Origin of the sequence: Rhizobium sp. BT03, from assembly GCF_030053155.1 — a bacterium.
Classification (GTDB): Bacteria; Pseudomonadota; Alphaproteobacteria; order Rhizobiales; family Rhizobiaceae; genus Rhizobium.
This window is the reverse complement of sequence record NZ_CP125641.1, coordinates 487973-512747: the sequence shown is the minus strand read 5'-3', so window position 1 is coordinate 512747 and position 24775 is coordinate 487973. Positions and strand designations below refer to the sequence as shown.

21 protein-coding genes are annotated in these 24775 nt (G+C 61.7%); 14 read left to right on the top strand and 7 right to left on the bottom strand.

Annotation, left to right across the window (positions count from 1 at the left end):
* Window positions 1–2 precede the first annotated feature (2 nt).
* The gene (locus QMO80_RS24200; protein ID WP_283200413.1) at window positions 3–1049 is read right to left on the bottom strand and encodes a Gfo/Idh/MocA family protein; all 1047 of its coding nucleotides are present in this window, start codon (window positions 1047–1049) and stop codon (window positions 3–5) included.
* Between the two features lie 366 nt (window positions 1050–1415).
* Between QMO80_RS24200 and QMO80_RS24195 the strand changes: the two genes are divergently transcribed.
* The 9 genes from QMO80_RS24195 to repC all read left to right on the top strand — a co-directional run bounded on the left by QMO80_RS24195 (window position 1416) and on the right by repC (window position 12068).
* Window positions 1416–2714, top strand: coding sequence for an ABC transporter substrate-binding protein (locus QMO80_RS24195; protein ID WP_283200412.1), 1299 nt, complete (start codon window positions 1416–1418; stop codon window positions 2712–2714).
* 285 nt (window positions 2715–2999) lie between these two features.
* Window positions 3000–3929 carry a carbohydrate ABC transporter permease gene (locus tag QMO80_RS24190; protein WP_071092836.1) on the top strand — a complete coding sequence of 310 codons (930 nt, stop codon included), beginning with the start codon at window positions 3000–3002 and terminating at the stop codon, window positions 3927–3929.
* The gene (locus tag QMO80_RS24185) at window positions 3926–4768 is read left to right on the top strand and encodes a carbohydrate ABC transporter permease (RefSeq protein ID WP_049730799.1); all 843 of its coding nucleotides are present in this window, start codon (window positions 3926–3928) and stop codon (window positions 4766–4768) included. The genes QMO80_RS24190 and QMO80_RS24185 overlap by 4 nt, the downstream gene beginning before the upstream one ends.
* Window positions 4769–4809: 41 nt before the next feature.
* A complete protein-coding gene (locus tag QMO80_RS24180) occupies window positions 4810–6048 on the top strand; it encodes an ROK family transcriptional regulator (RefSeq protein WP_283200411.1) in 1239 nt (412 codons plus the stop codon).
* Window positions 6049–6083: 35 nt separating this feature from the next.
* Window positions 6084–6938, top strand: a complete 855-nt coding sequence (locus tag QMO80_RS24175) for a sugar phosphate isomerase/epimerase (RefSeq protein WP_283200410.1) — start codon at window positions 6084–6086, stop codon at window positions 6936–6938.
* 22 nt (window positions 6939–6960) lie between these two features.
* A complete protein-coding gene (locus tag QMO80_RS24170) occupies window positions 6961–8022 on the top strand; it encodes an ABC transporter ATP-binding protein (RefSeq protein WP_283200409.1) in 1062 nt (353 codons plus the stop codon).
* Between the two features lie 233 nt (window positions 8023–8255).
* A complete protein-coding gene (gene repA, locus QMO80_RS24165; protein ID WP_283200408.1) occupies window positions 8256–9464 on the top strand; it encodes a plasmid partitioning protein RepA in 1209 nt (402 codons plus the stop codon).
* Between the two features lie 68 nt (window positions 9465–9532).
* Window positions 9533–10507 carry a plasmid partitioning protein RepB gene (repB, locus tag QMO80_RS24160; RefSeq protein WP_283200407.1) on the top strand — a complete coding sequence of 325 codons (975 nt, stop codon included), beginning with the start codon at window positions 9533–9535 and terminating at the stop codon, window positions 10505–10507.
* Window positions 10508–10718: 211 nt separating this feature from the next.
* Entirely contained in the window at window positions 10719–12068 is a 1350-nt protein-coding gene (gene repC, locus QMO80_RS24155) for a plasmid replication protein RepC (RefSeq protein WP_283200406.1), read from the top strand.
* Here repC and QMO80_RS24150 read toward each other — a convergent pair.
* The gene (locus tag QMO80_RS24150; protein ID WP_283200405.1) at window positions 11983–12429 is read right to left on the bottom strand and encodes a PIN domain-containing protein; all 447 of its coding nucleotides are present in this window, start codon (window positions 12427–12429) and stop codon (window positions 11983–11985) included. The genes repC and QMO80_RS24150 overlap by 86 nt on opposite strands.
* A 152-nt stretch (window positions 12430–12581) precedes the next feature.
* Here QMO80_RS24150 and QMO80_RS24145 point away from each other — a divergent pair, with 152 nt between their 5' ends.
* Window positions 12582–13130: a helix-turn-helix domain-containing protein gene (locus tag QMO80_RS24145; protein WP_283200404.1), complete on the top strand. Its 549-nt coding sequence runs from the start codon at window positions 12582–12584 to the stop codon at window positions 13128–13130.
* A 60-nt stretch (window positions 13131–13190) separates the two neighbouring features.
* Here QMO80_RS24145 and QMO80_RS24140 read toward each other — a convergent pair whose 3' ends face one another.
* The 3 genes from QMO80_RS24140 to QMO80_RS24130 all read right to left on the bottom strand — a co-directional run bounded on the left by QMO80_RS24140 (window position 13191) and on the right by QMO80_RS24130 (window position 16638).
* Complete coding sequence (locus QMO80_RS24140) at window positions 13191–14993, bottom strand: methyl-accepting chemotaxis protein (RefSeq protein WP_283200403.1); 1803 nt, start codon at window positions 14991–14993, stop codon at window positions 13191–13193.
* 10 nt (window positions 14994–15003) lie between these two features.
* The gene (locus QMO80_RS24135; RefSeq protein WP_283200402.1) at window positions 15004–15990 is read right to left on the bottom strand and encodes a cytochrome-c peroxidase; all 987 of its coding nucleotides are present in this window, start codon (window positions 15988–15990) and stop codon (window positions 15004–15006) included.
* Between the two features lie 174 nt (window positions 15991–16164).
* Window positions 16165–16638 carry a ProQ/FINO family protein gene (locus tag QMO80_RS24130; RefSeq protein WP_283200401.1) on the bottom strand — a complete coding sequence of 158 codons (474 nt, stop codon included), beginning with the start codon at window positions 16636–16638 and terminating at the stop codon, window positions 16165–16167.
* Between the two features lie 276 nt (window positions 16639–16914).
* Between QMO80_RS24130 and panC the strand changes: the two genes are divergently transcribed.
* From panC to QMO80_RS24115, 3 genes are all read left to right on the top strand, one after another.
* A complete protein-coding gene (gene panC, locus QMO80_RS24125) occupies window positions 16915–17817 on the top strand; it encodes a pantoate--beta-alanine ligase (RefSeq protein WP_283200400.1) in 903 nt (300 codons plus the stop codon).
* Window positions 17814–18635, top strand: coding sequence for a 3-methyl-2-oxobutanoate hydroxymethyltransferase (gene panB / locus QMO80_RS24120; protein WP_283200399.1), 822 nt, complete (start codon window positions 17814–17816; stop codon window positions 18633–18635). Before panC ends, panB begins: the two co-directional genes overlap by 4 nt.
* Before the next feature lie 292 nt (window positions 18636–18927).
* Window positions 18928–20331 carry a VWA domain-containing protein gene (locus QMO80_RS24115; protein WP_283200398.1) on the top strand — a complete coding sequence of 468 codons (1404 nt, stop codon included), beginning with the start codon at window positions 18928–18930 and terminating at the stop codon, window positions 20329–20331.
* Window positions 20332–20499: 168 nt separating this feature from the next.
* On the opposite strand, the gene QMO80_RS24110 is transcribed toward QMO80_RS24115, so the two are convergent.
* On the bottom strand, window positions 20500–21414 hold the full coding sequence (locus QMO80_RS24110; RefSeq protein ID WP_283200397.1) for a hydrogen peroxide-inducible genes activator: 915 nt from the start codon (window positions 21412–21414) through the stop codon (window positions 20500–20502).
* A 141-nt stretch (window positions 21415–21555) separates the two neighbouring features.
* On the opposite strand from QMO80_RS24110, the gene katG reads away from it, so the two are divergent.
* Window positions 21556–23742 (top strand): catalase/peroxidase HPI, encoded by a 2187-nt coding sequence (katG, locus tag QMO80_RS24105; RefSeq protein WP_283200396.1) that lies wholly within the window; start codon window positions 21556–21558, stop codon window positions 23740–23742.
* 556 nt (window positions 23743–24298) lie between these two features.
* On the opposite strand, the gene QMO80_RS24100 is transcribed toward katG, so the two are convergent.
* A complete protein-coding gene (locus QMO80_RS24100; protein ID WP_283200395.1) occupies window positions 24299–24754 on the bottom strand; it encodes an SgcJ/EcaC family oxidoreductase in 456 nt (151 codons plus the stop codon).
* Window positions 24755–24775: the final 21 nt, after the last annotated feature.

Below are 24775 nucleotides of genomic sequence, written 5' to 3'. Positions count from 1 at the left end.
GCTCAGGTCAGCGCTTCATCGGCATGGCTGAGATCGGAAGCCAGCGCCTTGTCCAGGACCTTTTGGATATTGGCGGCGCGGCGGAAGGACGGTTCCTGCGTCTTGCCGGCCCGTACGGCCTGGACGAAACGCTGGTAGTTGGTTTCGACGGGATCGAAGGGCACGTCGCGCCAGGTCGCGGTGTGCACGTCTTCGCCAAGACAGGCGCGCAGCGTCGATTGTCCAGTGTCGTAGATCATCTCGATCGAGCCGGTTTCGCCATAGACCCTGAGGCGCAGCTGATCCATCTGGCCAGCGGCCGTGCGCGTCGCCTGGATGGTGCCGATCGCGCCATTGGTGAAATCGACGTTCATCGTGAAGCTGTCATTGGCATCGAGGTCATATTCGCCAATCTTATGATCAGGTGCCTTGTCGAAGGTCTTCAGCCGCGCAAAGACATGGGCGACGTCGAGCCCGGAACCATAGGAGGCGAAATCGACAATGTGGATGCCGATGTCGCCGAGCGCGCCGTTCGACCCATGTTTTTTGCTCAGCCGCCACAGCCATTTGCTTTCGCTCTTCCAGTCGCCCCAGTGGCGGCCGACCAGCCAGCTCTGCAGGTGCGACGCCTCGACATGGCGCACCGCGCCAATTTCACCGGCGAGCACCATCTGCCGGCCTTTCTGCAGGGCGGGCGAATTGCGATAGGTGAAATTGACCATGCCGACCTTGCCCGAGCGTTCGATCGCCTCGGTCATCTCCATCGCCTTGACCGCATCGGTGGCGAGCGGCTTTTCACAGAAGACGTGTTTGCCGGCGGCCACCGCCTGAAGCGTCGTCGGGTGGTGGATGCTGTCGGGAGTGACATTGGCGACCGCATCGAACTCACCCCAGGCGAGAGCCTCCTCGAGCGAGGTAAAGTGATTGGCGATGCCGTGTTCGCTGCAGAAGGCGGCAAGCCTTTCCGGCACAACATCGACGCCGCCGACGACGCTGACGCCTTCGATCGCCTTGAAACGTGCAGCGTGCTGGTTGGCCATGCCGCCAGTGCCGAGAATGAGTAAACGCATCTTGTCCTCCATGAGTTTGCTTCCGGCTGCCGCGCAGCCGGGCGAAAACTGCAGCTTGCCATCGCGGCCGTCCGCGATCGCCTCATGCTTCTTCAGGAAAATTACGGTGGCTGCGCCACGCGTCCGAAAGGGCGCTCCGTCACGGCGATGGCGCAGATCCTTTTCGAAAAATCGATCTCGATTTTCCGGAATTCTGCGCTAGCTGCTGTTGATTGTCGCCAGCATCTCAACCTCCCGGCTCTGGCCTCCCAAGCTGTGGCTTGACATCAAATCAAAGTAACTTAATCTAATTAATGCAGCACGGAAATGAGGAGAGGTCAACTGACCGCCAGGCTGTATTCGTTCAAAATGGGGAGGAGACCCATCATGAAGAGCGCCACCGTCAGCGCATTTGCGCTGAGCACAATGTTATTTTCAGCATCCGTTTCATTTGCCCAGGAACTTGCCACCAAGGACCGGATCGGCCTTGCCGATGCGCCAAAATCCCTCGTCGTCCGCCTGACCAACGACAGCCCGAACAATTCCGATCCCGCCATCGCCGAAGGCTATCAGAAGCTCTTCGTCGACTTCATCAAGAAGCATCCCGATTGGAAACTGCAGATGCAGTTCATGTCCTCAGACATCGGCACCGAACAGGCCAAGATGCTGGAGCAGGCCAAGGCCGGCAATGCGCCCGATTGCGCCGCCGTCGACTCCTTCGTCCTCTCGCAGTTCATGGTCAATCATGTGCTGGCTGACTTCACGCCTTACTTCTCGAAGGAAGAAGTGGACGACCTCTTCCCCTTCATCCGCAGCGGCATCACCGACAAAGACCAGACCGTACGGGCCTGGTGGTGGGATACGGATTTGCGTGTGCTCTACCGCAACAAATCGATCGTCGCCGAGGCGCCTGCGACCTGGGACGATCTGAAGACAGCCGCCCTTGCCTCCACCAAGGAGGGCATGGAAGGCGTGCTCTTCAACGGCGGGCGCTGGGAGGGCACGACCTTCGACTGGCTGGCGAACTATTGGGCGCTCGGCGGCAAACTCGTCGACGACTCAGGCAAGCCGGTCTTCGGCGAAGGCGAGAACAAGGAGAAATTCCTGAAGGCGCTGAACTATTTCAAGGATCTCGTCGATTCCGGCGCGGCCCCCAAGCGCGTCAGCACGATCGCCAATTACGACGACATGAATGCTGCGGCGGCTGCGGCGACCACAGCCCTCTTCATCGGCGGCAATTGGCAATATGCCCAGCTGAAGTCTACGCTCGACGAAGCCGAGTTCAAAAACTGGACCTTCTCGCCGATCCCCGGCCCGACGGCCGATCAGCGCTCGACAGGCACCGGCGGCTGGACGATCGCCTCATTCAGCAAGGACAAGGACAAGGTCGAGATGTGCGCCAACCTCGCACGCGAGGTCTATATGGGGCCGGCCAACGCCCTGCAGCAGCAGCTGCCGACCCGCAAGTCGCTGTTCGACAAATACGAGGTCTTCTCGACCGAAGCCAACAAGACCTTCGCCAAGGCGCTGGTCGACGGGCAGGCACGCCCCGGCGTGCCGATCTATCCTGAGATCTCGAACCAGATCCAGATCATGATGGGCGACGTGCTGTCAGGCACGAAGAAACCGGAAGAAGCGCTGGAAGCCGCATTCAGCGCGGCGATGGAGGCTTACAAGCGGCTGTGATGCTGTGGGTCGCTAGGCGGCCCCTCATCCGGCTGCCGCCCCCTTCTCCCCGCTCGCGGGGAGAAGGGGACAAGCCGCAAGCTCTCCGTCCCTCACCAGCGCCTCGTCGGGCACGTCCCCTCTCCCCGTTCTTACGGGGGTCCGCAGGACGGGTCGAGACGAGTGGCTCGACCCCGGTCGGTTAGGGTGAGGGGCAGCCATCGGCAGCTATCTCCGCCACTTTAGACAACGACGGCGCCTGCCCGCAGGCGTCGCCGGCTTTGCCAAGTCAGGACAGGGAAGCCAATGAGCCCTATTGCCATCGAGGCCGACAGCCCGCCTCAAAGCAGAACGTTCATGCGCCGTTTCGCCGGCGCTCCCCTGCCCTGGATCATGCCCGTGATCGTCGTCATCGGCATCTTCTACCTCTACCCCGTCATCGACGTTTTCCGGCTGTCCTTCACCAATGCGACGCTGATCGGCGACAATCAGGACTATACGCTGGGCTCGATCGTCAATGCCTTGAGTTCGCCGCAGCTGCCGGACATTTTATGGGCGACCCTGATCTTCGTCGGCGGCAGCGTCATCGGCCAGCAGATCCTCGGTCTTGCGGTCGCCGTCACCGTTATTCGCGGCGAAAAACGCGGCCTGTTCGGCACGACGATCCTGAGAACGACGGCTCTCGTCGCCTGGGTCGTGCCCGGCATTGCCGGCGGCATCATCTGGCAGATGCTGTTTTCCGAAGCGCCCTATGGCGCGCTGAACAGCATTCTCAGGCTGATGCATATGCCGACCGTCGCCTGGCTTTCCGATCCGGCGATTGCGCCATGGTCGACGCTGATCTCCAACATCTGGCGCGGCACCGCCTTTTCGATGGTCGTGATGTATGCGGCGCTGAAGGCGATCGATCCCTCGCTCTATGAAGCCGCCGAGGTCGACGGCGCAACCGCATCGCAGCAGTTCTTCTTCGTCACCTTGCCGCAGCTGCGCGCCGCCATCCTCGTCAACATGATCCTGATCACCATCCAGACGGTGAACACCTTCGATGCGATCATCACCCTGACCGGCGGCGGCCCGGGGCGCGCGACCGAGGTGATCTCGCTCTACGTCTTCAACATCGTCTTCAGAAACTACGATCTCTCCGGCGGCAGCGTGCTCTCGGTGCTGATGCTGATCATCAGCCTCGGGCTTGCCTTCGTCTACGCGTCGTTCCTGCCGAAGGAGGAAGAGCAATGAGCGGGAGGACAGGAACGCGGCTCGGCGATGCCTTGAGCTATCTCTTCATGCTGGCGATGTTCGTCTTCTTCGCCGGTCCCCTCACCTATCTCCTGTCGATGGCGATGCGTGACAAGCGCGAGATCTATCGCGGCGCGGCGCGCTATATTCCTCAGAACCCCACCATCGACAATTTCATCACGGTGCTCAACAACAGCTATTTCCCGATCTATCTCTGGAACGGCCTGAAGCTCGCGGCCTTGAGCGGCTTCGGCGTGCTGATCGTGGCGTTGCCCGCCGCTTACGCCTTTTCCCGCTTCAATTTCCGCGGCAAGGGCCTGTCGATGATGGGGCTGCTGCTCTTCCAGATGATCTCGCCGCTCGTCATCATGGTGCCGCTCTACCGCTACATGAACCGGCTCGGCATGCTGGACACCCATTTTGCCGTCGTCATGGTCTATATCGCGCTCGGCGTTCCGCTGGCGACCTGGCTGTTGAAGAGCACCGTCGACGGCATTCCACGCAGCCTCGACGAGGCGGCGATGATCGACGGCTGCAACCGCTTCTCGGTGTTCTGGCGCATCATTCTGCCGCTGTCGGCGCCGGGTATCGCCTCGGTCTTCATCATCACGGTGATTGCCGGCTGGTCGCAATTCCTGGTGCCTTTCCTGCTGCTCACCAAAAATGACCTGATGCCGATCGGCGTCGGAATCTTTAACTTCCGCGGCATGCAGACCGACTCGTCCATTCAGCTGCTTGCCGCCGCCTGCCTGATCTCCGTCGTTCCGGCGATCGTGGCCTTCCTGTCGCTCCAGAGGCTGATCCTCGGCGCGATGACCAGCGGTGCGGTGAAGGGATGAGGATCGGTTCAGTCTCGATGATTGATGAAGGATTCGACCCTATGAACCAGACACTCGCCGCCAGGCCCTCCCCCGATCTGACCGGCGCCAATGTCGAAGATGCCGGCGAGCACAACAGGGCGGTCGTCCTGCGCTGCATCCATCGCCAGGCGCCGATTTCGCGCGCCGAAATCGCGAGGCGCACCGGTTTTACCAAACCGGCGATCGCCCGCATCGTCGATCGGCTGCTGGATGAGGGGCTGATCATGGAAGCCCGCCGGCGGCATGGCCTGCGAGGCCAGCCGGCAATCGAACTGGAGATCAATCCGGATGCCTGTTTTGCGATCGGCATCAACATCGATCGCGACCATCTGACGATCCTGGCGGTCGACGCCGTCGGCAACGTCCGCGCCCGCGTGCATCATGAAAAGCGCTTCATCCTGCCGGCGGAATTCCTGCAGCTGACATCGGATGCGATTTCGCATTTCCAGCGCAGCCGACTGATCGACGATGCGCGGCTCGCCGGCATCGGCCTGGCGATGCCGGATTGGCTCGGCGAAATCTCCCTGCTCGGCAAACCCGAGGCCTATCAGGAATGGACGGCATTCGATGTGCGCGCCGCACTGGAGAACCTGACCCAGCATCCCGTCTTCATCGAAAACGAAGCCAATGCCGCAGCCCTTGCCGAGCTCGATTATGGCCTCGGCGCCGAGAGCAGCAGCTTCTTCTATATCGCCATCAACGCCTGCCCCGGCGGCGGTCTCGTGCTTGACGGCAACGGTCATCGCGGCGCCATGGGCCTCAGCGGCGAAATCGGCTGGCTTCCCATTGCCGACGGCAGCGACGAGAAGGCCCACAAGGTCCAGCTTCTCGGGGAAATATTCTCGCTGTTTTCCCTTTATGATTTTCTTGCCCGCCACGACATCGAGGTGAGTGTTCCGCACGATCTGCTGACGCTCGATGCGCATGGCAGGCGCCTGGTTTCGCAGTGGCTGAAGGAAATGAGCGCGCATCTGGCCGTCGCCGTCAAGCATATCGGTTTGATCGTCGATCCCGACGCCGTCCTCGTCGGCGGCCGGCTGCCGATCCGCATCGTCGACGAGCTGCTGCGTTATGTACACGAACATCTCGACCCCGAAGACGCCAACCTGCCGTCGCTGCATCGCGCCTCGCTCGGCGAGGATGCTTCGGCCATGGGCGCGGCGGCCATGCCGATGGCGGCGGCCCTCATGCTCGCATCGGCCGATGCGGCTCAACGCACGCGTTCGCCGCTGAAAAACATGGATCGCCTGAACAGCTGAAACAGCCGGATTTTGATGAAGATGGGAGGATTTTGATGAAGATCGGCTTTTACACCTCGACATTCAACGATCGCCCGCTTGAAGAAGTGGTGGATTTCGCCGCATCGGCGGGATTCGATGCCATCGAAATCGATGTCGGCGGCCATATCAAGACACCGGATCGGGTCGAGGCCGCCGTCGCGCTTGCCCGCAGCCGCAACCTCTTCGTCTCTTCGATCACCTATTTCGGCAACCAGCTCGATGCCGACCGCGACAAACGCCGGCAGCTCAGGGCAAGGACCGCCGATTTTGCCAGGGCGATCGGCGAGGCCGGCGTCCCGATCTTCGTGATCTTCCCCGGCCGCGACGACAGCGCCGGCGAAGAGGCCAATTATGACGACTTCGCCGAATTCGCGAACGAGCTGATCGGAGAGACGCAATCCTCCGGCCTCACCTTCGCGATCGAAAACTGGCCGGGGCCCAGAGATAATTTCATCGGCACGACGCCGAGAGGATGGCAGGAGCTTTTCCGCAGGATCGAAGATCGCCGCTTCGGGCTGGAATTCGATCCCTCACACCTCATCCGTATCGGCGTCGATCCCTATCGGGCGATCGAGGCGGTGAAAGACCGCATCGCCATCCTGCACGCCAAGGATACCGCGATCGACAAGGAGGCCCTGCAGGCCGTCGGCTATCACGGCAAGGGCTGGTGGCAATACAAGCTGCCGGGGCTCGGCCTTCTCGACTGGCCGCGCTTCCTGCGCCAGGCGCGTGGGCATGGCTTTGACGGCACGCTGTCGATCGAGCACGAGGACGCCGCTTATGGCTGGCCGGGCAAGGATCTGTCGGCGCGCAAGGAGGGCGAGCGTCTCGGCCTCGATTATCTCAAAACGGTCCTGAACGGACTTTGACGGCGAATTCGGGAGGACTGTCATGGCCCATGTTTCGGTCAACAATGCGCGCAAGGATTACGGCGCGTTCAAAGCCATCAAAGGCGTATCGGTCGATATCGGCGACGGCGAGTTCGTCGTCCTCGTCGGCCCCTCGGGCTGCGGGAAATCCACGCTGCTCAGGATGATCGCCGGCCTGGAGGGCATCACCTCGGGGAAGATCCAGATCGGCAGGCATACCGTCAACGAGCTTGCGCCCAAGGATCGCGACATCGCCATGGTGTTCCAGAACTACGCGCTCTACCCGCACATGACGGTCGCCAAGAATATGGGTTTTTCCCTGCGGCTCAAACGCATGCCGAGGACGGAGATCGACCAGCGGGTCGGCAATGCCGCCAAGATCCTCGGCCTCGAAAATCTTCTCGAAAGATATCCGAAACAACTGTCCGGCGGCCAGAGGCAGCGTGTCGCCATGGGCCGAGCGATCGTGCGCGACCCGGCCGTCTTCCTGTTCGACGAGCCGCTGTCGAACCTCGACGCCAAGCTCAGGGTGCAGATGCGCTCGGAGATCAAGGAACTGCATCAGCGGCTGCAGACGACCACCATCTACGTCACTCACGACCAGATCGAAGCCATGACCATGGCCGACAAGATCGTCGTGATGAAGGACGGGCTGATCGAGCAGTCGGGCTCGCCGCTGGAGCTCTACGACCGGCCGAACAATCTTTTCGTCGCCGGCTTCATCGGCTCGCCGGCAATGAATTTCATCCAGGGCCGCATGACGGAAGCCGGGTTCAAAACCGCGGACGGTCTGCTGCTGCCGAGCGAGCGCCGCCCCGGCGACGCCGTCACCTACGGCATTCGCCCCGAACATATCAGGCTCGACCCTGACGGCATCGAGGTGACGACCGTGGTGGTGGAACCCACGGGTTCGGAAACGCTCGTGATCGTCCGGCTGGGCACGCAGACGCTCACCTGCGTCTTTCGGGAACGGATCAGGGCCGCCCCCGGCGACGTACTGAAGATCGCACCGGCCCATGATGCCGTTCACCTGTTTGCCGCCGACGAGCAGCGGATCACATCAGGCGAAGTGCCGCTTGAGTAAGCCCGCCGAATGCCCCCTCCCCTTCGGCCGGGTGGCGGCCGGGGGCGCGGAAGACGCGCCCCCGGCCCCGAAAACTCTTAACGCTTCATGAGACGGCCAAGTGCTTGAACCAGCGCCGAAAAGGTTAATATGCGTTAACCTTAAAATTCTTGGCCGGCATCGGAGAATCGCTGATAATAACGGTTAGAAGGGCTTTTGATCCCGAAAATCGTTATCCGAAAAGATTGCTGCCGATGAACGCTAATTTGACCGCCTTGAACAAGGCGCCGTTGCATTTCGAGGATCAGATCCTTGAGCATGGCGACGTGATTTCAAAGAAGCTGCATCTGCTCAGCGTGCAGCGCTTTCCGCCCAATGCAAAGAAGACACTGCGCAGCTTCTCCCTGGCGGAGGTCGCCAATTATGTCGGCGCCTCGCAAAGCACGCTGAAGAAGCTGCATCTCGAAGGCAAAGGCCCCCGCCCGCAGACCTCGGCTTCGGGGCGCCGCTCCTATAGCGCCGAGCAGATGCTGGAGCTGCGCCGCTATCTCGATGCGCACGGCCGCTCCGAGAGCCGCATGTATGTTCCCCATAGGCGCAGCCATGAGAAGCTGCAGGTACTGGCGGTCGTCAATTTCAAGGGCGGCTCGGGCAAGACGACGACCGCTGCCCACCTCGCCCAGCATCTGGCGCTGACCGGCCACCGCGTACTTGCCGTCGATCTCGATCCGCAGGCATCGCTGTCATCCCTGCACGGCTTCCAGCCGGAATTCGATCAGGCCTCGTCGCTTTATGAAGCGATCCGCTACGACGGCGAGAAAAAGAAGCTCTCCGAGATCATCCATAAGACGAATTTTCCCGGCCTCGATATCGTGCCGGCCAATCTCGACCTGCAGGAATACGAATACGATACGCCGCTGGCGATGGCCGATAAGTCGAGCAATGACGGCAAGACCTTCTTCACCCGCATTTCGCGGGCGCTCGCCGAGGTCGATGACCGCTATGATGTCGTCGTCATCGACTGCCCGCCGCAGCTCGGCTACCTCACGCTGACGGCGCTGACGGCGGCGACCAGCGTGCTGATCACCATTCATCCGCAGATGCTCGACGTCATGTCGATGGGCCAGTTCCTGCTGATGCTCGGCGGCATCCTGAAGCCGATCCGTGCGGCCGGCGCCGAAGTGAACCTCTCCTGGTATCGCTATCTCATCACCCGCTACGAACCGACCGACGTGCCGCAGGCGCAGATGGTCGGCTTCATGTCGACGATGTTCCACGAGTTCATGCTGAAGCACCAGATGGTCAAGTCGACGGCGATCTCGGATGCCGGGATCACCAAGCAGACGCTCTATGAGGTCGAGCGATCGTCGATGAACCGGGGAACCTATGACCGGGCGCTGGAGGCGATGGACGCCGTCAATGCAGAGATCGCCGAGCTTATTCATCGGGCATGGGGGCGGTGATTTGTCGGCTGACAAATTCGCTTTTTCCTTGAACCGAATCAATTGATTGACCGCAATCGGAGGACGTGATGGCACGAAAGAATCTGCTGGAAGGGCTAGCCGACATGCCTGACGAGAATGCAGGCGCGCCGAGCTATCCGATGCGCGGGGCAGGCCGCTCGCTCGTCCGCTCGCTGGATGAGCTCGCCAAGCAGGCGGAAAAATTCCTGGAGGGCGAAGCGGTCGTCGATCTCGACCCCGATGTCGTCGAGGTCTCCTTCGTCAAGGACCGCCTGTCCGAGGATGACGAGGAATTCCGCGCGCTGGTCGAAGCGATCCGTGTGCGCGGGCAGGATACGCCCATTCTGGTGCGCCCTCACGGCAAGATCGACGGACACTATCAAGTCGTCTTCGGCCACCGGCGGCTGCGCGCCGCCCGCGAACTCGGCCGCAATGTCAGGGCGGTCGTCAAAGCGGTCGACGACCGCACCCATGTCATCGCCCAGGGCCAGGAGAACTCGGCCCGCGCCGATCTCACTTTCATCGAGCGCGCGCTCTTCGCCGGGCGGCTGGAAGAACTCGGTTACGACAGGGAGGTCATTTCAACAGCCCTTGCCGCCAATGCGGCGTCGATCTCGAAGATGATTTCAGTGATGGATCGCATCTCGCCGAAGGTCGTCCAGGCGATCGGCCCAGCACCCGGCATCGGCCGCGAACGCTGGGTGGAGCTTTCGCTGCTCGCCGGCAAATCGGCCAATGCGGCAAGTGTCGCCCAGGTCTTGCAAGACGACAGCTTTCATCAGTTACCTTCCGACAAACGTTTCGAAACGCTCTATGCGGCGCTGAACAAAAGCGCGCGGCCGGTGAAGAAAACCGCCGCGGCAAGGAAGGTCAAATGGCAGCCGCTAGATAAGGCGGTCCAGGCGGAAATGAAGAATGACGGCAAGGCGTTCTCGCTCTCGATGAAAGCGAGGAATGCCGGCCGCTTCGGGGAATTTCTCTCCAGCAGGCTGGATGCGCTCTATGAGCAATTCCTCGCCGAGGAGAGCAAACAAGGAGACTAAACCGCAAAAGAAAAAGGCCCCCAAATGACCTGAGTCGTGGAAGCCCTTCTCCTATCCTTAAGCAAGACAGAGAATCGCATTTTCACGAATCCCAGTCAAGAGTCCTGCAGCGCCCCTGCGCCTTTTCAGACACGTAAAAGACGCTGCAGCACTTTTTTCCTCGCATCGTTTCGGTGAGCGGATTTCTTTTGCCTGATTGAAGGTGAAGGAAATGGAGAGTGAATCTGTGACGACGCCCTTCGGGCGGCGGCCGATGACGCTTGGCATGCTGCTGAAACAGCGGCGCGGCGAAGCGATCGGAGCCGGGACGCGGCGCAACAAGTGGAAGCTGTTCAGATCGGTCTGCGAGGCCCGGGCGGGTCTCGGCGTCAGCGATCGTGCGCTGACGGTACTCGATGCGCTGCTGACATTTTTTCCCGGCGACGAGCTGTCCGGCGAAAAAAGCCTGGTCGTCTTTCCCTCGAACATGCAGCTTTGCCTCAGGGCACGCGGCATGGCGGCCGCGACATTGCGCCGGCATCTCGCCGGTCTCGTCGAGGCCGGACTTATCTCCCGCAAGGACAGTCCGAACGGCAAGCGCTATATCCGCCGCAACAGGGAAGGCGGGGTCGACGAGGCCTATGGCTTCAGCCTGGCGCCGCTTCTTGCCCGCGCCACCGAGATCGAAGCGATCGCCGCCCGCCTTGCCGCCGACCGGCAGATGCTGCGCGCAACAAAAGAGCGGCTGACCATCTGCCGGCGCGACATCGCCAAGCTCATTTCCACAGCCGTCGCGGAAGCGGTTCCGGGCGACTGGGAACGCATCTCTTCGATGTTCCAGGCACTCCTGCAGCGCATTCCGAGGGCGGCAACGCCCGAAAACCTCCCGCCGATCCTCGAAGAACTCGAGACGGCGCGCCACGACATCGTCAACATGTTGGAATTGCATGGAAAAATTCAGATAACGAGCACCAATGAATCCCGGATTGAGCGCCACATACAGAATTCGAATCCCGAATCCATATCTGAATCTGAACCGGGCTTGGAACCGCGGCAGGAGGCGAAGCCGGATCACCAGCCGAGAGCAGGGCTGAGAAGCCGTGAAACCGGAATGGCTGGGAAGGACGGGGAGGGATCGCGGGCCATTGCCCGGACAAATGCCGCAGGATTGAAATCCTTCCCGCTCGGCACGGTTCTCCAGGCCTGCCCTGATATTGTCGACTACGGGCCAGGTGGCACGGTCGCCAGCTGGCGGGACCTCACGATGGCGGCGATCGTCGTGCGCTCGATACTGGCCGTCAGCGCATCGGCCTATGAGGAAGCGGCCTCGGTGATGGGCCCCGAGAACGCCGCCGCCGTCATGGCTTGTATTTTGCAGCGGGGAGGGCGCATCAACTCCGCCGGCGGTTATCTCAGGGACCTGACGCGACGCGCCGAACGCGGCGAATTCGCGCTCGGTCCTATGCTGATGGCGCTGTTGCGGTCGGAGGACCGGTTTAAAGTTCTGCTGGAGGCGCGTGGCGAGCAGGTGAACGTCGGGAAAGAGCCTGGAGTGTCTGCTCGGCAAAACGGGGGGAGGTGAGTGCGAGTCTTTCGATGAGCTCGCTTACGGTCAACGTTGGTCGTCGATAGGCGGCGGCTTGCAAAGTAAGCGCCCTTAGCACCTTCGTCTCGTTTCTCGCGAAGGTTTCGGTGAGAAATTCATCAGAGGTCATGGCAACAATGCCGTCGGGCATATTATCGAAATCGCGGATGTTTGAGGTCACGATAATTGTAGCTTCTGCAGCAACCGCCGCCGCGACGACATGTCGATCCTTCGGATCATTTCGCATGGCCGGCTCGATGTCTTCCCAGCCTTCCGCATTCGCCTCAGGAAATGCCGCCTCCATAACAGTTCGCAACGCTTCGGCTCTGGAAGGATCCATACCGTAATCGCTGACCAAGTTCCGGGTCATTCTTCCAGAATACGAGGCGACCAGTGAACCCGAAAACAACCTTCTGACGCCACGCGCAGCAGAGTATCTCGCAGCAGCATGGGAAAAGAACATTGGCATCAAGAACAGCGACGAACATAAGCACTCATGCGAAATTTCCGATGGCACAAAGGAAGCCAGTTGCGTTTATAGCGTTTGCGCGCCATATTCTCGACATGGCCATAACACATCGCACATCGCAGGATAAGAATCCTCCCGGAACGCCGAATGTTGTTCCAGCACCCGAGAGATCGGCAGCTGCTCGTATAGCATCGCTTTTACGGGCGACATCCAGAAAGCGGCAGGGGAGTGTTCAGGTCGTCGACGCCGATGGCGAGCGTCTAGAAGTGCCTCATGCATTGGCCGAGATCATGTATCAGGCGGCCGAGCTTCTCGCGGAGGGCCGCCCTGTAACGGTTCTGCCGGACGAAGAGATGCTGTCAACTCAGGCTGCGGCCGACATTCTCAATGTTTCCAGGCAGTATCTGGTTCGATTGGTCGATGCGGGGGAGCTTCCGGCGGAAATGGTTGGCAGTCACCGCCGTTTGAGAGCAACGGATGTTGCGGCATTCAAGGCAGCTCGGGACACCAAGCGAACCTTGGCGCTCGATCGGTTGACATCTCTGAGTGAGGACGTCAGCGGCTATGAGCTCGGAGACAAGCCTAGCTGACCGGCACTGAACGTCACGTCTCTCAAAATCCGAGATCGGGTTCGCTCGCCAACCCCACGTTCAGGCCGCGTCGCGATAGATCCTCGTCCCGGAGTCCCTGCCCAGTTCGAACTGGGTGACCAGTTCGCGCAGGCGTTCGGCTTCGCCGGCGAGCGTCACGCTGGCTGCCGTGGTTTCTTCCACCATCGCAGCATTTTGCTGGGTCACCTGGTCGAGTTGGTGCATGGCCGCATTGACTTCCGACAGGTTGATCGACTGCTCGCGCGCCGCGCCTGCCAGGGCTTCCATGAACCGGTTGATATCGACGATGAAGCGGCCGATGTCGCCAAGGGCTGCGCCGGTCTGGCTGACCAGTTCGACGCCGGTACTGACCTTGGCGGACGACCGCCCGATCAACTCCTTGATCTCCTTGGCTGCCTGGGCCGAACGTTGCGCCAGTTCGCGCACTTCCTGGGCAACGACGGCGAAACCCTTGCCGGCCTCGCCGGCCCGGGCCGCCTCGACGCCGGCATTCAGTGCCAAGAGGTTGGTCTGGAAGGCAATCTGGTCGATGACGGCGATGATATTGTTGATCTGCTTGGACGATTCCTCGATCTGCCCCATGGCCTCGACCGTCTGGGCCACCACCTTGCCTGAAGCCACGGCGCTGCGATTGGCGCTGTCGGCGACGCCGCGGGCCTCGTCGGCGATCTTGGAAGCTTCCGTCACCTTGGCGGTCACGGCGCTCAGTGCCGCAGCGGTCTGTTCGAGCGTCGCCGCCTGCCGCTCGGTGCGGCCGGAGAGTTCGTTGGAGCCGTTGCTGATCTCGCGGGTGCCGGAATTGATGATCGATACGCTTTCGGAGACGGAAAGCAGCGTGCCGCCGAGCTGCTCGATGGAGGCGTTGAAATCATGCCGGAGCGGTTCGAATTCCGGCGCGAACCGGTCCGAGAGCTTGAAAGCGAGGTCGCCCTCCGCGAGCCGCTTCAGCCCGGCCGCCAGCCCCGACGTGGCAATCGTCAGCCGCTCGGCCGCGCTCGCCTCCGCCCGCTCTTGGTCGGCCAGCCGGTTTGCTTCCGCCAGCCGCCGGTTCTCCTCCGCCTCGTTTTCGAGCCGGGTGCGGGCGATGGCATTCTGACGGAAGACTTCCACCGAACCGGCCATCAGGCCGATCTCGTCGCGGCGCCCCGCATAGGGGATCGCCTTGTCGGTCTCGCCGCTCGCGAGCGCCTGCATGGATTGGGTGATGCGCTGGATCGGGCGCGACACATGTCGGGCGATGGCGATCAGAATGCCAAGGCCGATGATCGCGGCAAGGCCCGCCAAGGCCAGCTCGATTTCGATCTTCGTCTCCAGCGCACTGCCGGCGTCGGCCACACTCTCGGTCGCGATCCTATCGACGATGGCGTTGACGGCGGCAATCCCGGTCAGGATCGCCTGCTGCGAACGCGCCAGCTTCTCGGCCGTCGGCACTTCGTCCGCCGGCTGCAGGCCGAGGCTGACCTTGACGTCTTTTTCCCAGACATCATGCGCCTGGCGCAGCGAGCGCACGCCTTCAGTCAGCGAGGTCGCGAGATCGATGCCGCCGAGCTCGTCGAGCGATTGCGTCAGCGCGCCGTTGCTCTTGTCGAATTCGGTCTTGACCTCGGCCGCAGAGACGAAATTCGTCATCGACAGCACTCGGTCGACGACCGATGTCGCTTGCCTGAACTGCTGTTCGATTTGGGCGGAGGCCAGCTTGGCGTTCACCGCCTCCTGCACGACCGCGGCGACCCGGGTCTGGCCGGTGATCGCCTGGTAGCCGATCAGGAATGCGCTGCCGAAGCCGACGATGATCGTGGCCACCATGGGGATGAGTATCTGCATGCGGATGGAGAGTTTCATTGCCTGCACCTCAGTTCGGCAGCGTCGGCAGGGGGATGTCTTGCTTTTCGGCAGTCAGCGTTTCCAGAAAGGCGATCAGATCCTTGCTCTCCTCTTCCGTCAGCAGGAAGGGCGACATGTCGGGATCGAGCGACGGACGGCTGACGCCACCGCTTTCATAGTGGACGATCACCTCGTCCATGCTCTTCAGGCTGCCGTCATGCATATAGGGACCGCGGTAGAGCGTGTTGCGCAGGCCGGGCGTCTTGAAAGCGTATTTATTGTCGGCGCTGCTCGCATCGATCTTGTAGCGGCCGATATCCTCACTCGGCAGGCCGATGTCATGGAACTTGTTGTCGGTGAAATTCCAGCCCGAGTGGCAGGCGGAACAGCCAGCCGTGCCGGTGAACAGCTCGAAGCCGCGCTTGGCGCTATCGGAGACCGCTTTCTCGTCGCCATCCACCCAGCGGTCGAAGGGCGACCAGTTGGAAACCACCGTCCGTTCATAAGTGGCGATCGCCGTCAGCAGCGTCTCCTTGGTAATGCCCTTGTCGGGGAAGACCTCGCCGAACCACTTCTTGTAGCCGGGTATGTCCTGCATCTCGCTCACGGCATCGTCGAGCTTACCGTTCATCTCAGCGGCAGCGGTGATCGGGCCCGCCGCCTGCTCCTCCAGGTTCGGGGCGCGGCCGTCCCAGAAGAAGGGCGTGACCCAGGCAACGTTCAGAACCGTCGGCGCCTGGCGCCCGAGCGCGGTATTGGCCGCGCCGATCGGCGTCTTCACTGGTGTCTCGAAGCCGAAGGACGGGTTATGACAGCTGGCGCAGGTCATGTTCTTGTTGCCGGAAAGCCGGGGGTCGAAGAACAGCATCTTGCCGAGCGTCGCCAACTGAGGGGAATAGGCCGTCACCCCCTGGAAAGGAACCGTCAGCGGCCGTTTATAGGCGGAAAGATCGGCGGCCGCGCCGGGCTGGACCGCGGCCAATGCGAAGAGGGAAGCTGCAATCGGGAAACGCATCGTTCTAGCAAGTCCAAACCGGTTCTGGTTGGTGCTAAAATTAGCGCAATTGCATTAATGCTCTGTAAAGCAAAAACTGAGGACTACACGAAGGTTTTGATGAGTCGACACGGCAATCGTTTACAGAGCGCCGAACAAATGGCGCTCTATTCTTCGATCCGGCACCGTACGAATCTAGCTGACGGCGTTCCTTTTGCCGAGAAGGGCCGCGCGGATCTGTTCGCTTTTGCTCAGCAGGGGAGGGGGAACCGGTGCCGCCTGCTCGGGCGCTTCAGCCTTGCCGGTGCTCTGCTTGAGGCTCAGGAAGCGCTTTTGCGCGACGATCCGGTCTTCGGGTGACAGCGGTTCGACGGGGTCGCCGGCAAGGTCATGGCGCATGGAATCGGGCTGGGCGCTGGCGAAATAGTAGCGCCGGCAGTGGACATAGGCAGCGGTCGCCCGCCGCAGCGTCGTGACACCGGCATCAGGCTTCAAGAGCGGACGGAGTTCGTTGAAAAGGCCGACGGCAAATGGACGGATCGGATCTCCCGCTTTGGCCGGAAGCACGGCGACCGGCCGGATCAGCAGCATATTGATCGCGGTTGCCTTCTCCACGTCGAGCTCGGTTGCCGCAATCGGTCCGCGGCTGATCTTCCAGGGCTTATCCATGCGTCCTCCATGTAACGTCCATAGCGACCGACTGTGATGGTATCTTGACGGACAGGGCAAGCAATGGAAGTCGCACATCGCCGGTCCGGCTGCAAGCCGCTCGGAAGCGGCGCGGGAACTCCGTGGCGAAATGGCCTTTTCCTGGGCTGATATCGCCCGGCGTTCGGCATGCCGTTCCATCTAATCGTTTTTATCGCAGAATATGCATTGACCTCCAGCATCGATTACAGTCCTTATCCGCGCCCAAGATGGAGTGACCGGCCGCGGGGAGGATATATGCGGGTTTTCTCGAGCATTGACGAGCTGCGCCACACACTCGACGCTCTGAAGCGGCAGGGGCGCACCGTCGGCCTCGTGCCGACGATGGGTTATCTCCATGCCGGGCACATGCAGCTCGTCACGCGCGCCCGCGCCGAGAACGACATCGTCGTCGTCTCGATTTTCGTCAATCCGCTGCAGTTCGGCCCAGCCGAAGACCTGAGCAAATATCCGCGCGATCTGGAACGCGACGCAGCCATGCTGAAGCAGGCCGGAGTCAATTTCCTTTTTTCGCCCGGCGTCGAGGATATGTATCCCCGGCCCATGCTGACCGTGGTCGACGTTCCCGATCTCGGGCACCAGCTCGAAGGGGCGGTCCGGCCCGGACACTTTGCCGGCGTCGCCACGGTCGTCAACAAGCTTTTCAACATCGTCCAGCCGCAGACCGCCTATTTCGGCGAGAAGGACTACCAGCAGGTCGTCATCATCAAACGCATGGTGGATGATCTGGCCGTGCCGGTGCGGGTGATATCGGTACCGACGGTCAGGGACGGCGACGGCCTCGCATTGTCGTCGCGCAATATCTATCTCAATGCTGAGGAGCGGCGTGCCGCGGCGATCGTCCCGCGGACCCTCGACGAGGCCGAGCGCCTGGTTGCCGACGGTCTGACGGATGCCAGGAAATTGGAAGCAAAGCTCACGGAATTCCTCGGTCGCGAGCCTCTGGCAACACCCGAAGTCGTCGCCGTCAGAGACGCTTCGACGCTTGAGCCGGTCAGCTCGATCGATGACCCTGTCATCGTGGCGCTTTTCGTTCGGTTCGGCTCGACGCGGCTGCTCGACAACCGAGTGGTCCACAACAACCGGATTGCCGGGGTTATCGGCGGGAAGGGCAAGCCGGGAAAGGGAGTGACGAAATGAGCGCCACCGGATCTCAAAAGCGCCTGACGCCGACGCGCATCTGCGCCATGAAGGGTGGCAAGCCGATCGTCTGCCTGACCGCCTATACCACGCCGATGGCGCGCCTGCTCGATGAGCATTGCGACCTGCTGCTGGTCGGGGATTCGCTCGGCATGGTGCTCTACGGCATGGAGACCACCATCGGCGTCACGCTCGACATGATGATCGCCCATGGCAAGGCTGTCATGCGCGGCGTCTCCAAGGCCTGCGTCGTCGTCGACATGCCGTTCGGCAGTTATCAGGAATCGAAAGAGGTTGCCTTCCGCAATGCTGTCCGCATCCTGCAGGAAACCGGCTGCGATGCCGTCAAGCTGGAGGGCGGCGAGGAGATGGCCGAGACCATCGCCTTTCTGACGAAGCGAGGCGTCCCGGTCATGGGGCATATCGGCCTGATGCCGCAGCAGGTTCATACCGCGGGAGGTTATCGTTCCGTCGGCCATTCGGAACACGAGACGTCAAAAATCCGGCGTGACGCGCATGCCATCGGCGGCTCTGGCGCCTTTGCAGCCGTCGTCGAAGGCACGGTGGAGCCGCTTGCCCGGGAGGTGACTTCAGCCATGCACATACCGACCATCGGTATCGGCGCCTCTTCCGCCTGCGACGGCCAGGTTCTGGTGTCCGACGACATTCTGGGGCTCTTCAACGATTTCACCCCTCGTTTCGTCAAGCGTTACGACGACCTCGGCAAGAGGATCACAGCGGCTGCCGCAGCCTATGCCGACGAAGTCCGGTCGCGAAAATTTCCGGCGGCCGAGCATACGTTCAAACGGCGCTCTTAAGACGAGGGGCTGAGCCCGGTCCGTCGATTGATACGCGCCACAAAGCGGGTCCGATGCTCGTTCAAGAGCCCGGTCGGGTGACGCCGTCCGTTCGAAGCCTTCCCGACGAAGGTGATGAGGCGGCGTCGATCACCGCCAAAATATCCAGAATCAGAGCCGTCTATACGATTCGCGTCTGAAAATTCTCCCTATCGTTCTCACACGGCCCGGCATTTCCTGGTCGTTAACGGTACCGCCGTAGCCCTGCCTCGGGAGGACATGAGAGAACTGAAGATATTTTGAGCCGATGCATATGACACGCCGTTTCTTTTCCCTTTCCCGCCTGACCGACAATCGCGACGGAGCCGTCGCAATCATCTTCATTTTGGTCGCCGTGCCTCTGCTTCTCGCGGTCGGCGCCTCCATCGACTTCATCAGAGCTTATAACGATCGAACGGATTTACAGTCGGCCGCAGATTCTGCGGTGCTCGCGGCCGCGGCAAAATACAAGCACGGCATGCCGGAGGCGAGCATTGCTAAGACCGTCAACGCCTTCCTTTCCGCGAATGGCGACCTTCAGACTGCCGTCATCGGCGAGCCAGAAGTCTCGAGCGACGAGTCGGAACTATGCCTCGACGTCGCGGACGCCGTGCCCACCACCTTCATGCAGGTGGCCAATATCCAGTCCGTTCCGATCAGTGTCAGGTCCTGCGCAGCCTTGCCGGGCGTGAAGCAATTGGAGATCGCGCTGGTTCTCGACGTGTCGAGTTCGATGATCGAGGAGAACCGTTTCGCACCGATGCAAACCGCGGTCAGCGGCTTTCTGCATGCCTTCTCATCCAACGCCGCGCTCGTCGACAAAACCAAAATCTCGATCGTGCCTTTTTCCAGCCGCGTCAACATCGGCATGGGAAATACGGCCTGGCTCAAATCGTATAATGGAGCAGCGGCGGTTCCCAAACGCTGGACCGATCCGAAATCCGTCTATACTTCCTCCAGCTATAAGCTCGGCTATTGGATCGACGGCGTCACGCCGGTTATGTCCACGTCCAAGAATTATTACTGGATGGGCTGCATCGAGCCGCGCGCCGATGTCGATGTCAAGGATGCCGGCGCGATCGGCACTGAGGGCATGAGCGATGCGCCGCCGAGCACTGTCGCCTTCGTCGCCATGGATGCCAATCCCAAATCGGGGACCAGTTTCTGTCCGCCGCCGATCACGCCGCTGACGGGCGACTTCACCTATCTGAAAAACGCCGTGACCCAGCTGACATCCGAAGGCTCCACCCGCCTGGACGCCGGCGTGGTCGCTGGATGGTACACCTTGTCGCCGAAATGGAAGGGCGTATGGGGAGACAAGACCTCGCCTGCGGCCGCATCCGATTCCGTACAGAAAGTCATGGTGTTCATGACCGACGGGGAAATGAACACGAAATATGACCCGAACGACAAGTTCGACTGGATCTGTTCTCAAACCCAATCGTCAGCCTGCAACCAGGTCGCCACCTCAGCAATGCAGGCCGCATGCTCGGCGATGAAGAAGAGCGGCATCGAAATCTATACGCTGTCCTATAGCAGCGATGCCGATGTGGTGAATATCCGCAACTGCGCCACCAACACCGCACATTTCTTCACCGCATCGCCGGCGACCATCAAGACCGTCTACGAGACGATCGCCGCCGCCATTCGCGGGGATACCTTGCGGCTCACGCAGTAAACGCGGAGGGCGAACCAAAACCCCTCCCCACAAGGGGGAGGGGCTAGAGCCAGCCGCATGCTCTGCGTTCAAGACTGAATGCAGCCAGGGCCGCGAGTTAAGCCCCTCCCCCTTGTGGGGAGGGGTTTGGGGCGGGGTCTTGGGCACGACTGAACAACCATCGCCCGCTCACCCCCCAGCATACTGCCCTCGCATCGCCTCCGCCGAGCGGCGAACCACCTCGGAAACCTGCAGCAGCTGCTTGGCCATGGGGGTCGAATTGCGCCAGACCATGCCGATCGTTCGCGACGGCTGCGGAGACTGGAAGCGGGAGATCGAAACCTGCGCCGAGCGCGTTTCCACCGGAACGGCCATCTCCGGGATCAAGGTGATGCCGATCCCGGCGCTGACCATCTGGACCAGGGTGGAGAGCGAGCTGCCTTCCATGACTTCACGCGGGCGGGCCGGCCCGATCTTGCAGAACGACAGCGCCTGATCGCGGAAGCAGTGGCCTTCTTCGAGCAGCAACAACCGCATTTCGCGCAGCGCCTCGCGTTCGGGCACCGGCTTGCCCTCGTCTTCGGGCCGCCGCACCAGGACGAACTCCTCCTTGAAGAGTTCGAGTTCGGTCAGCGACGGTTCCGACACCGGCAGCGCGACGATCGCCGTATCCAGTTGACCTTGCGCCAGCTCCTGAACCAGCTTTGCCGTCTGCGTCTCGCGCACTTCGATCTGAATACCGGCGAAACTTTTGTTCAGATCGTTTATGATGACCGGCAGCAGATAGGGGGCGATCGTCGGGATGATGCCGATGCGCAGCCGCGTCAGGAAGGAATCGCGCGAGGCCCGCGCCAATTCCCCCAGCTCGTCCACGGCGCGCAGGATCTCGCGGACCCTGAGAGCGAAGGTCTGGCCGAAGGCCGTCAGCTTCACCTCGCGCGCGCTGCGCTCGAAAAGCTCGCTGCCCAACTCCTGCTCGAGTTCTTTGATCTGCATGGAGAGGGCCGGCTGGGAAATCGCGCAGGCATCGGCCGCGCGCCGGAAGCGGCCATCCCTTGCCAGGGCTTCAAAATAACGCAGCTGTTTCAGGGTCAGGTTCTTCATAAGTTCAACTTATCGCAGCAATCAGTAAATCCAACTTAAAATTATCATATGCTTCCGATATGAAGACAGCAAGGGAGAGCCGGACGCCCACTCGGCTCGACTTTTGAACGGCAGACAGATCAAGCAATGAAGGAGACAATCATGGACAACCCCACTGACAGCGCAGGCAAATGTCCTGTTGCACATCACAAGGCTCCGACGGCACGGACGAACCGTGACTGGTGGCCGAACCAGCTGAACGTGCAGATTCTTCATCACAATTCCGGCCGCGCCGATCCGCTCGGCCAGGCCTTCGACTATGCCGAGGAGTTCAAGAAGCTCGATCTCGACGCGCTGAAGAAGGATCTCACCGCGCTGATGACCGATTCGCAGGATTGGTGGCCGGCCGACTTCGGCCATTACGGCGGCCTGTTCATCCGCATGGCCTGGCACAGCGCCGGCACCTACCGCATCACCGACGGCCGCGGCGGCGCCGGTCAGGGCCAGCAGCGTTTCGCGCCGCTCAACAGCTGGCCTGACAACGCCAATCTCGACAAGGCCCGCCGCCTGCTGTGGCCGATCAAGCAGAAATACGGCAACCGCATCTCCTGGGCCGACCTGCTGATCCTCACCGGCAACGTCGCCTTGGAATCCATGGGCTTCAAGACCTTCGGCTTTGCCGGCGGCCGCGCCGATGTCTGGGAGCCGGAAGAGCTCTACTGGGGTCCTGAGGGAACCTGGCTCGGCGACGAGCGCTATAGCGGCGAACGCCAGCTGGCGGAACCGCTCGGCGCCGTGCAGATGGGCCTCATTTACGTCAATCCGGAAGGTCCGAACGGCAATTCCGATCCGCTGTCTTCGGCCCGCGATATCCGCGAAACCTTTGCCCGCATGGCGATGAACGACGAAGAGACCGTGGCACTGATCGCCGGCGGCCACACCTTCGGCAAGACGCATGGCGCCGGCGATCCGTCCCTGATCGGCGCCGAGCCGGAAGGCGGTGCGATCGAGGACCAGGGCCTCGGCTGGAAGAGCTCCTTCGGCACCGGCGTCGGCAAGGACGCGATCACCGCCGGCCTCGAAGTCACCTGGTCGCAGACGCCGACCAAGTGGAGCAACTACTTCTTCGAAAACCTCTTCGCCTTCGAATGGGAGCTGACGACGAGCCCGGCCGGCGCCAAGCAGTGGCAGGCCAAGAACGCCGAAGCCTCCATTCCGGATGCCTACGACGCCGGCAAGAAGCATCTGCCGACCATGCTGACGAGCGACCTGGCGCTGCGTTTCGACCCGGTCTACGAGAAGATCTCGCGCCGCTTCCTCGAAAATCCGGCCGAGTTCGCCGACGCTTTCGCCCGCGCCTGGTTCAAGCTGACCCACCGCGACATGGGACCGAAGGTGCGCTATCTCGGCCCTGAGGTGCCTGCCGAAGACCTGATCTGGCAGGACGTAATCCCGGCCGTCGACCATCCCCTCGTCGACGACAAGGACATTGCCGAGCTGAAGGCCAAGGTTCTCGCCACCGGCCTCAGCGTGCAGGAACTGATCTCGACCGCCTGGGCGTCCGCCTCGACCTTCCGCGGCTCCGACAAGCGCGGCGGCGCCAACGGCGCGCGCATCCGCCTTGCCCCGCAGAAGGACTGGGAAGCCAACCAGCCGGCCCAGCTCGCCAAGGTGCTCGGCGTTCTGGAAGGCCTCCAGAAGGACTTCAACGCGGCCCAGACCGGGGGCAAGAAGATCTCGCTCGCCGACCTGATCGTGCTCGCCGGTGCTGCCGGCGTCGAAAAGGCTGCGGCAGCCGGCGGCACTGCCGTCAGGGTGCCCTTCACGCCGGGCCGCATGGATGCTTCCGAAGCCCAGACGGATGCGCATTCCTTCGCAGCGCTGGAGCCGCGCATCGACGGCTTCCGCAACTATGTGAACGGCAAGCGCCTGCAGTTCATGAAGCCGGAAGAAGCGCTGGTCGACCGCGCCCAGCTGCTGACGCTGACCGGGCCCGAGATGACCGTCCTCGTCGGCGGCCTGCGCGTGCTGAAGGCCGGCCAGCCGGAACACGGCGTCTTCACCGCCCGTCCCGAGACGCTGACGAACGACTTCTTCGTCAACCTGCTCGACATGGCCACGCAGTGGGTTCCGGCCGCCGGCAAGGACGGCGTCTACGAAGGCCGCGACCGCAAGACGGGTGCCGCCAAGTGGACCGGCACCCGCGTCGACCTGATCTTCGGCTCGCACTCGCAGCTGCGCGCCTTCGCCGAAGTCTACGGTCAGGCCGACGCCAAGGAGAAGTTCGTCAAGGACTTCGTCGCCGCCTGGAACAAGGTGATGAACGCCGACCGCTTCGACCTCGTCTGATCGGCAAGCATTTCGCCCTGGCGCAGCTTCGGCTGCGCCAGGGCTTTTTCGTCTCTATCGGAATGCCTTGTGATTCCACGGCATTACTTCTCCTCATTCCTGTGCTCGTCACAGGAATCCAGTGCGCCCAGGTCCTTGGGCGCGGGAGACTTCCTTCCCAAATGAGAGTCATTCACCGCGCAGATGCGCGGTCGCTGGATTCCTGTGACGGGTACAGGAGAGGGAGCGCGGGTTGGCGTGGCGATACGCGATGGGCGAGATTTTTACGAGAAGGAGAGGGTGTACCGTGTGGCACCCCCTCTGCCCTGCCGGGCATCTCCCCCACAGGTGGGGAGATCGGCTGGGCGCAACGGCCTCGCCAAACAACCAGCCTCACAGTCTGGCAAAAGCGTAATGGGCGCGAAGTTTGAGCCACTTGCCAATCTCCCCCCTTGTGGGGGAGATGCCCGGCAGGGCAGAGGGGGGTTCCGCACGGCACGCCTTCTCTTCCGTCCGTCAACATCAGAAGACCCCGTGTGGGTGGACACGGGGTCTTCCTGCCGGATCGGACGGACCTTTACTTCTCCGGCATCATCGAGGAGTGGTGCGAGGTGATCAGCCAGTTCCCGTCCTTGAATTCGTAGGTGTAGGTATAGCGGGCGGGAACCTTCGAGCCGTCCTTCATGGTGAAGGTGTAGGTGCCGGTGTCGACCGCCCAGTTGCAGCCGGTCTTGATGGTGCGGCTGTCGATGTGGCCCTTGGGGCCCTTTTCCAGGAAGTGCTTGAAATAGTCGATCCGCTCTTCCTGGGTCAGGCGCGGCTTGTTCGCGAGCGTCGCCAGCAGCACGGAGTCCGCGCTGTAATTCTTGGCGACTTCCTCGGGATTGAGCGTTGCGAGCGAAGCGTTCCAGCGGTCGAAGAGCTTGGCGACCTGTTCTTCGCTCACCGGCGCGCAGGTCGCCGTTTCGGCCGCTGCCGCCGACTGGACCTGAACGAAACCGAGGACGAGGGCGGCGGCAATGATGGTACGCATGTTTGACTTTCCTTTGTGGCG

Bases quoted from the DNA above. Each gene is read 5' to 3' on its own strand.
- QMO80_RS24110 (WP_283200397.1), bottom strand. From the start codon at position 21,414: ATGAAGAACCTGACCCTGAAACAGCTGCGTTATTTTGAAGCCCTGGCA.
- QMO80_RS24145 (WP_283200404.1), top strand. From the start codon at position 12,582: ATGGCACAAAGGAAGCCAGTTGCGTTTATAGCGTTTGCGCGCCATATT.
- QMO80_RS24175 (WP_283200410.1), top strand. From the start codon at position 6,084: ATGAAGATCGGCTTTTACACCTCGACATTCAACGATCGCCCGCTTGAA.
- QMO80_RS24190 (WP_071092836.1), top strand. From the start codon at position 3,000: ATGAGCCCTATTGCCATCGAGGCCGACAGCCCGCCTCAAAGCAGAACG.
- QMO80_RS24100 (WP_283200395.1), bottom strand. From the start codon at position 24,754: ATGCGTACCATCATTGCCGCCGCCCTCGTCCTCGGTTTCGTTCAGGTC.
- QMO80_RS24180 (WP_283200411.1), top strand. From the start codon at position 4,810: ATGAACCAGACACTCGCCGCCAGGCCCTCCCCCGATCTGACCGGCGCC.
- QMO80_RS24200 (WP_283200413.1), bottom strand. From the start codon at position 1,049: ATGCGTTTACTCATTCTCGGCACTGGCGGCATGGCCAACCAGCACGCT.
- QMO80_RS24170 (WP_283200409.1), top strand. From the start codon at position 6,961: ATGGCCCATGTTTCGGTCAACAATGCGCGCAAGGATTACGGCGCGTTC.
- repB (WP_283200407.1), top strand. From the start codon at position 9,533: ATGGCACGAAAGAATCTGCTGGAAGGGCTAGCCGACATGCCTGACGAG.
- repC (WP_283200406.1), top strand. From the start codon at position 10,719: ATGGAGAGTGAATCTGTGACGACGCCCTTCGGGCGGCGGCCGATGACG.
- QMO80_RS24135 (WP_283200402.1), bottom strand. From the start codon at position 15,990: ATGCGTTTCCCGATTGCAGCTTCCCTCTTCGCATTGGCCGCGGTCCAG.
- katG (WP_283200396.1), top strand. From the start codon at position 21,556: ATGGACAACCCCACTGACAGCGCAGGCAAATGTCCTGTTGCACATCAC.
- panC (WP_283200400.1), top strand. From the start codon at position 16,915: ATGCGGGTTTTCTCGAGCATTGACGAGCTGCGCCACACACTCGACGCT.
- QMO80_RS24115 (WP_283200398.1), top strand. From the start codon at position 18,928: ATGACACGCCGTTTCTTTTCCCTTTCCCGCCTGACCGACAATCGCGAC.
- repA (WP_283200408.1), top strand. From the start codon at position 8,256: ATGAACGCTAATTTGACCGCCTTGAACAAGGCGCCGTTGCATTTCGAG.
- QMO80_RS24185 (WP_049730799.1), top strand. From the start codon at position 3,926: ATGAGCGGGAGGACAGGAACGCGGCTCGGCGATGCCTTGAGCTATCTC.
- panB (WP_283200399.1), top strand. From the start codon at position 17,814: ATGAGCGCCACCGGATCTCAAAAGCGCCTGACGCCGACGCGCATCTGC.
- QMO80_RS24195 (WP_283200412.1), top strand. From the start codon at position 1,416: ATGAAGAGCGCCACCGTCAGCGCATTTGCGCTGAGCACAATGTTATTT.
- QMO80_RS24130 (WP_283200401.1), bottom strand. From the start codon at position 16,638: ATGGATAAGCCCTGGAAGATCAGCCGCGGACCGATTGCGGCAACCGAG.
- QMO80_RS24140 (WP_283200403.1), bottom strand. From the start codon at position 14,993: ATGAAACTCTCCATCCGCATGCAGATACTCATCCCCATGGTGGCCACG.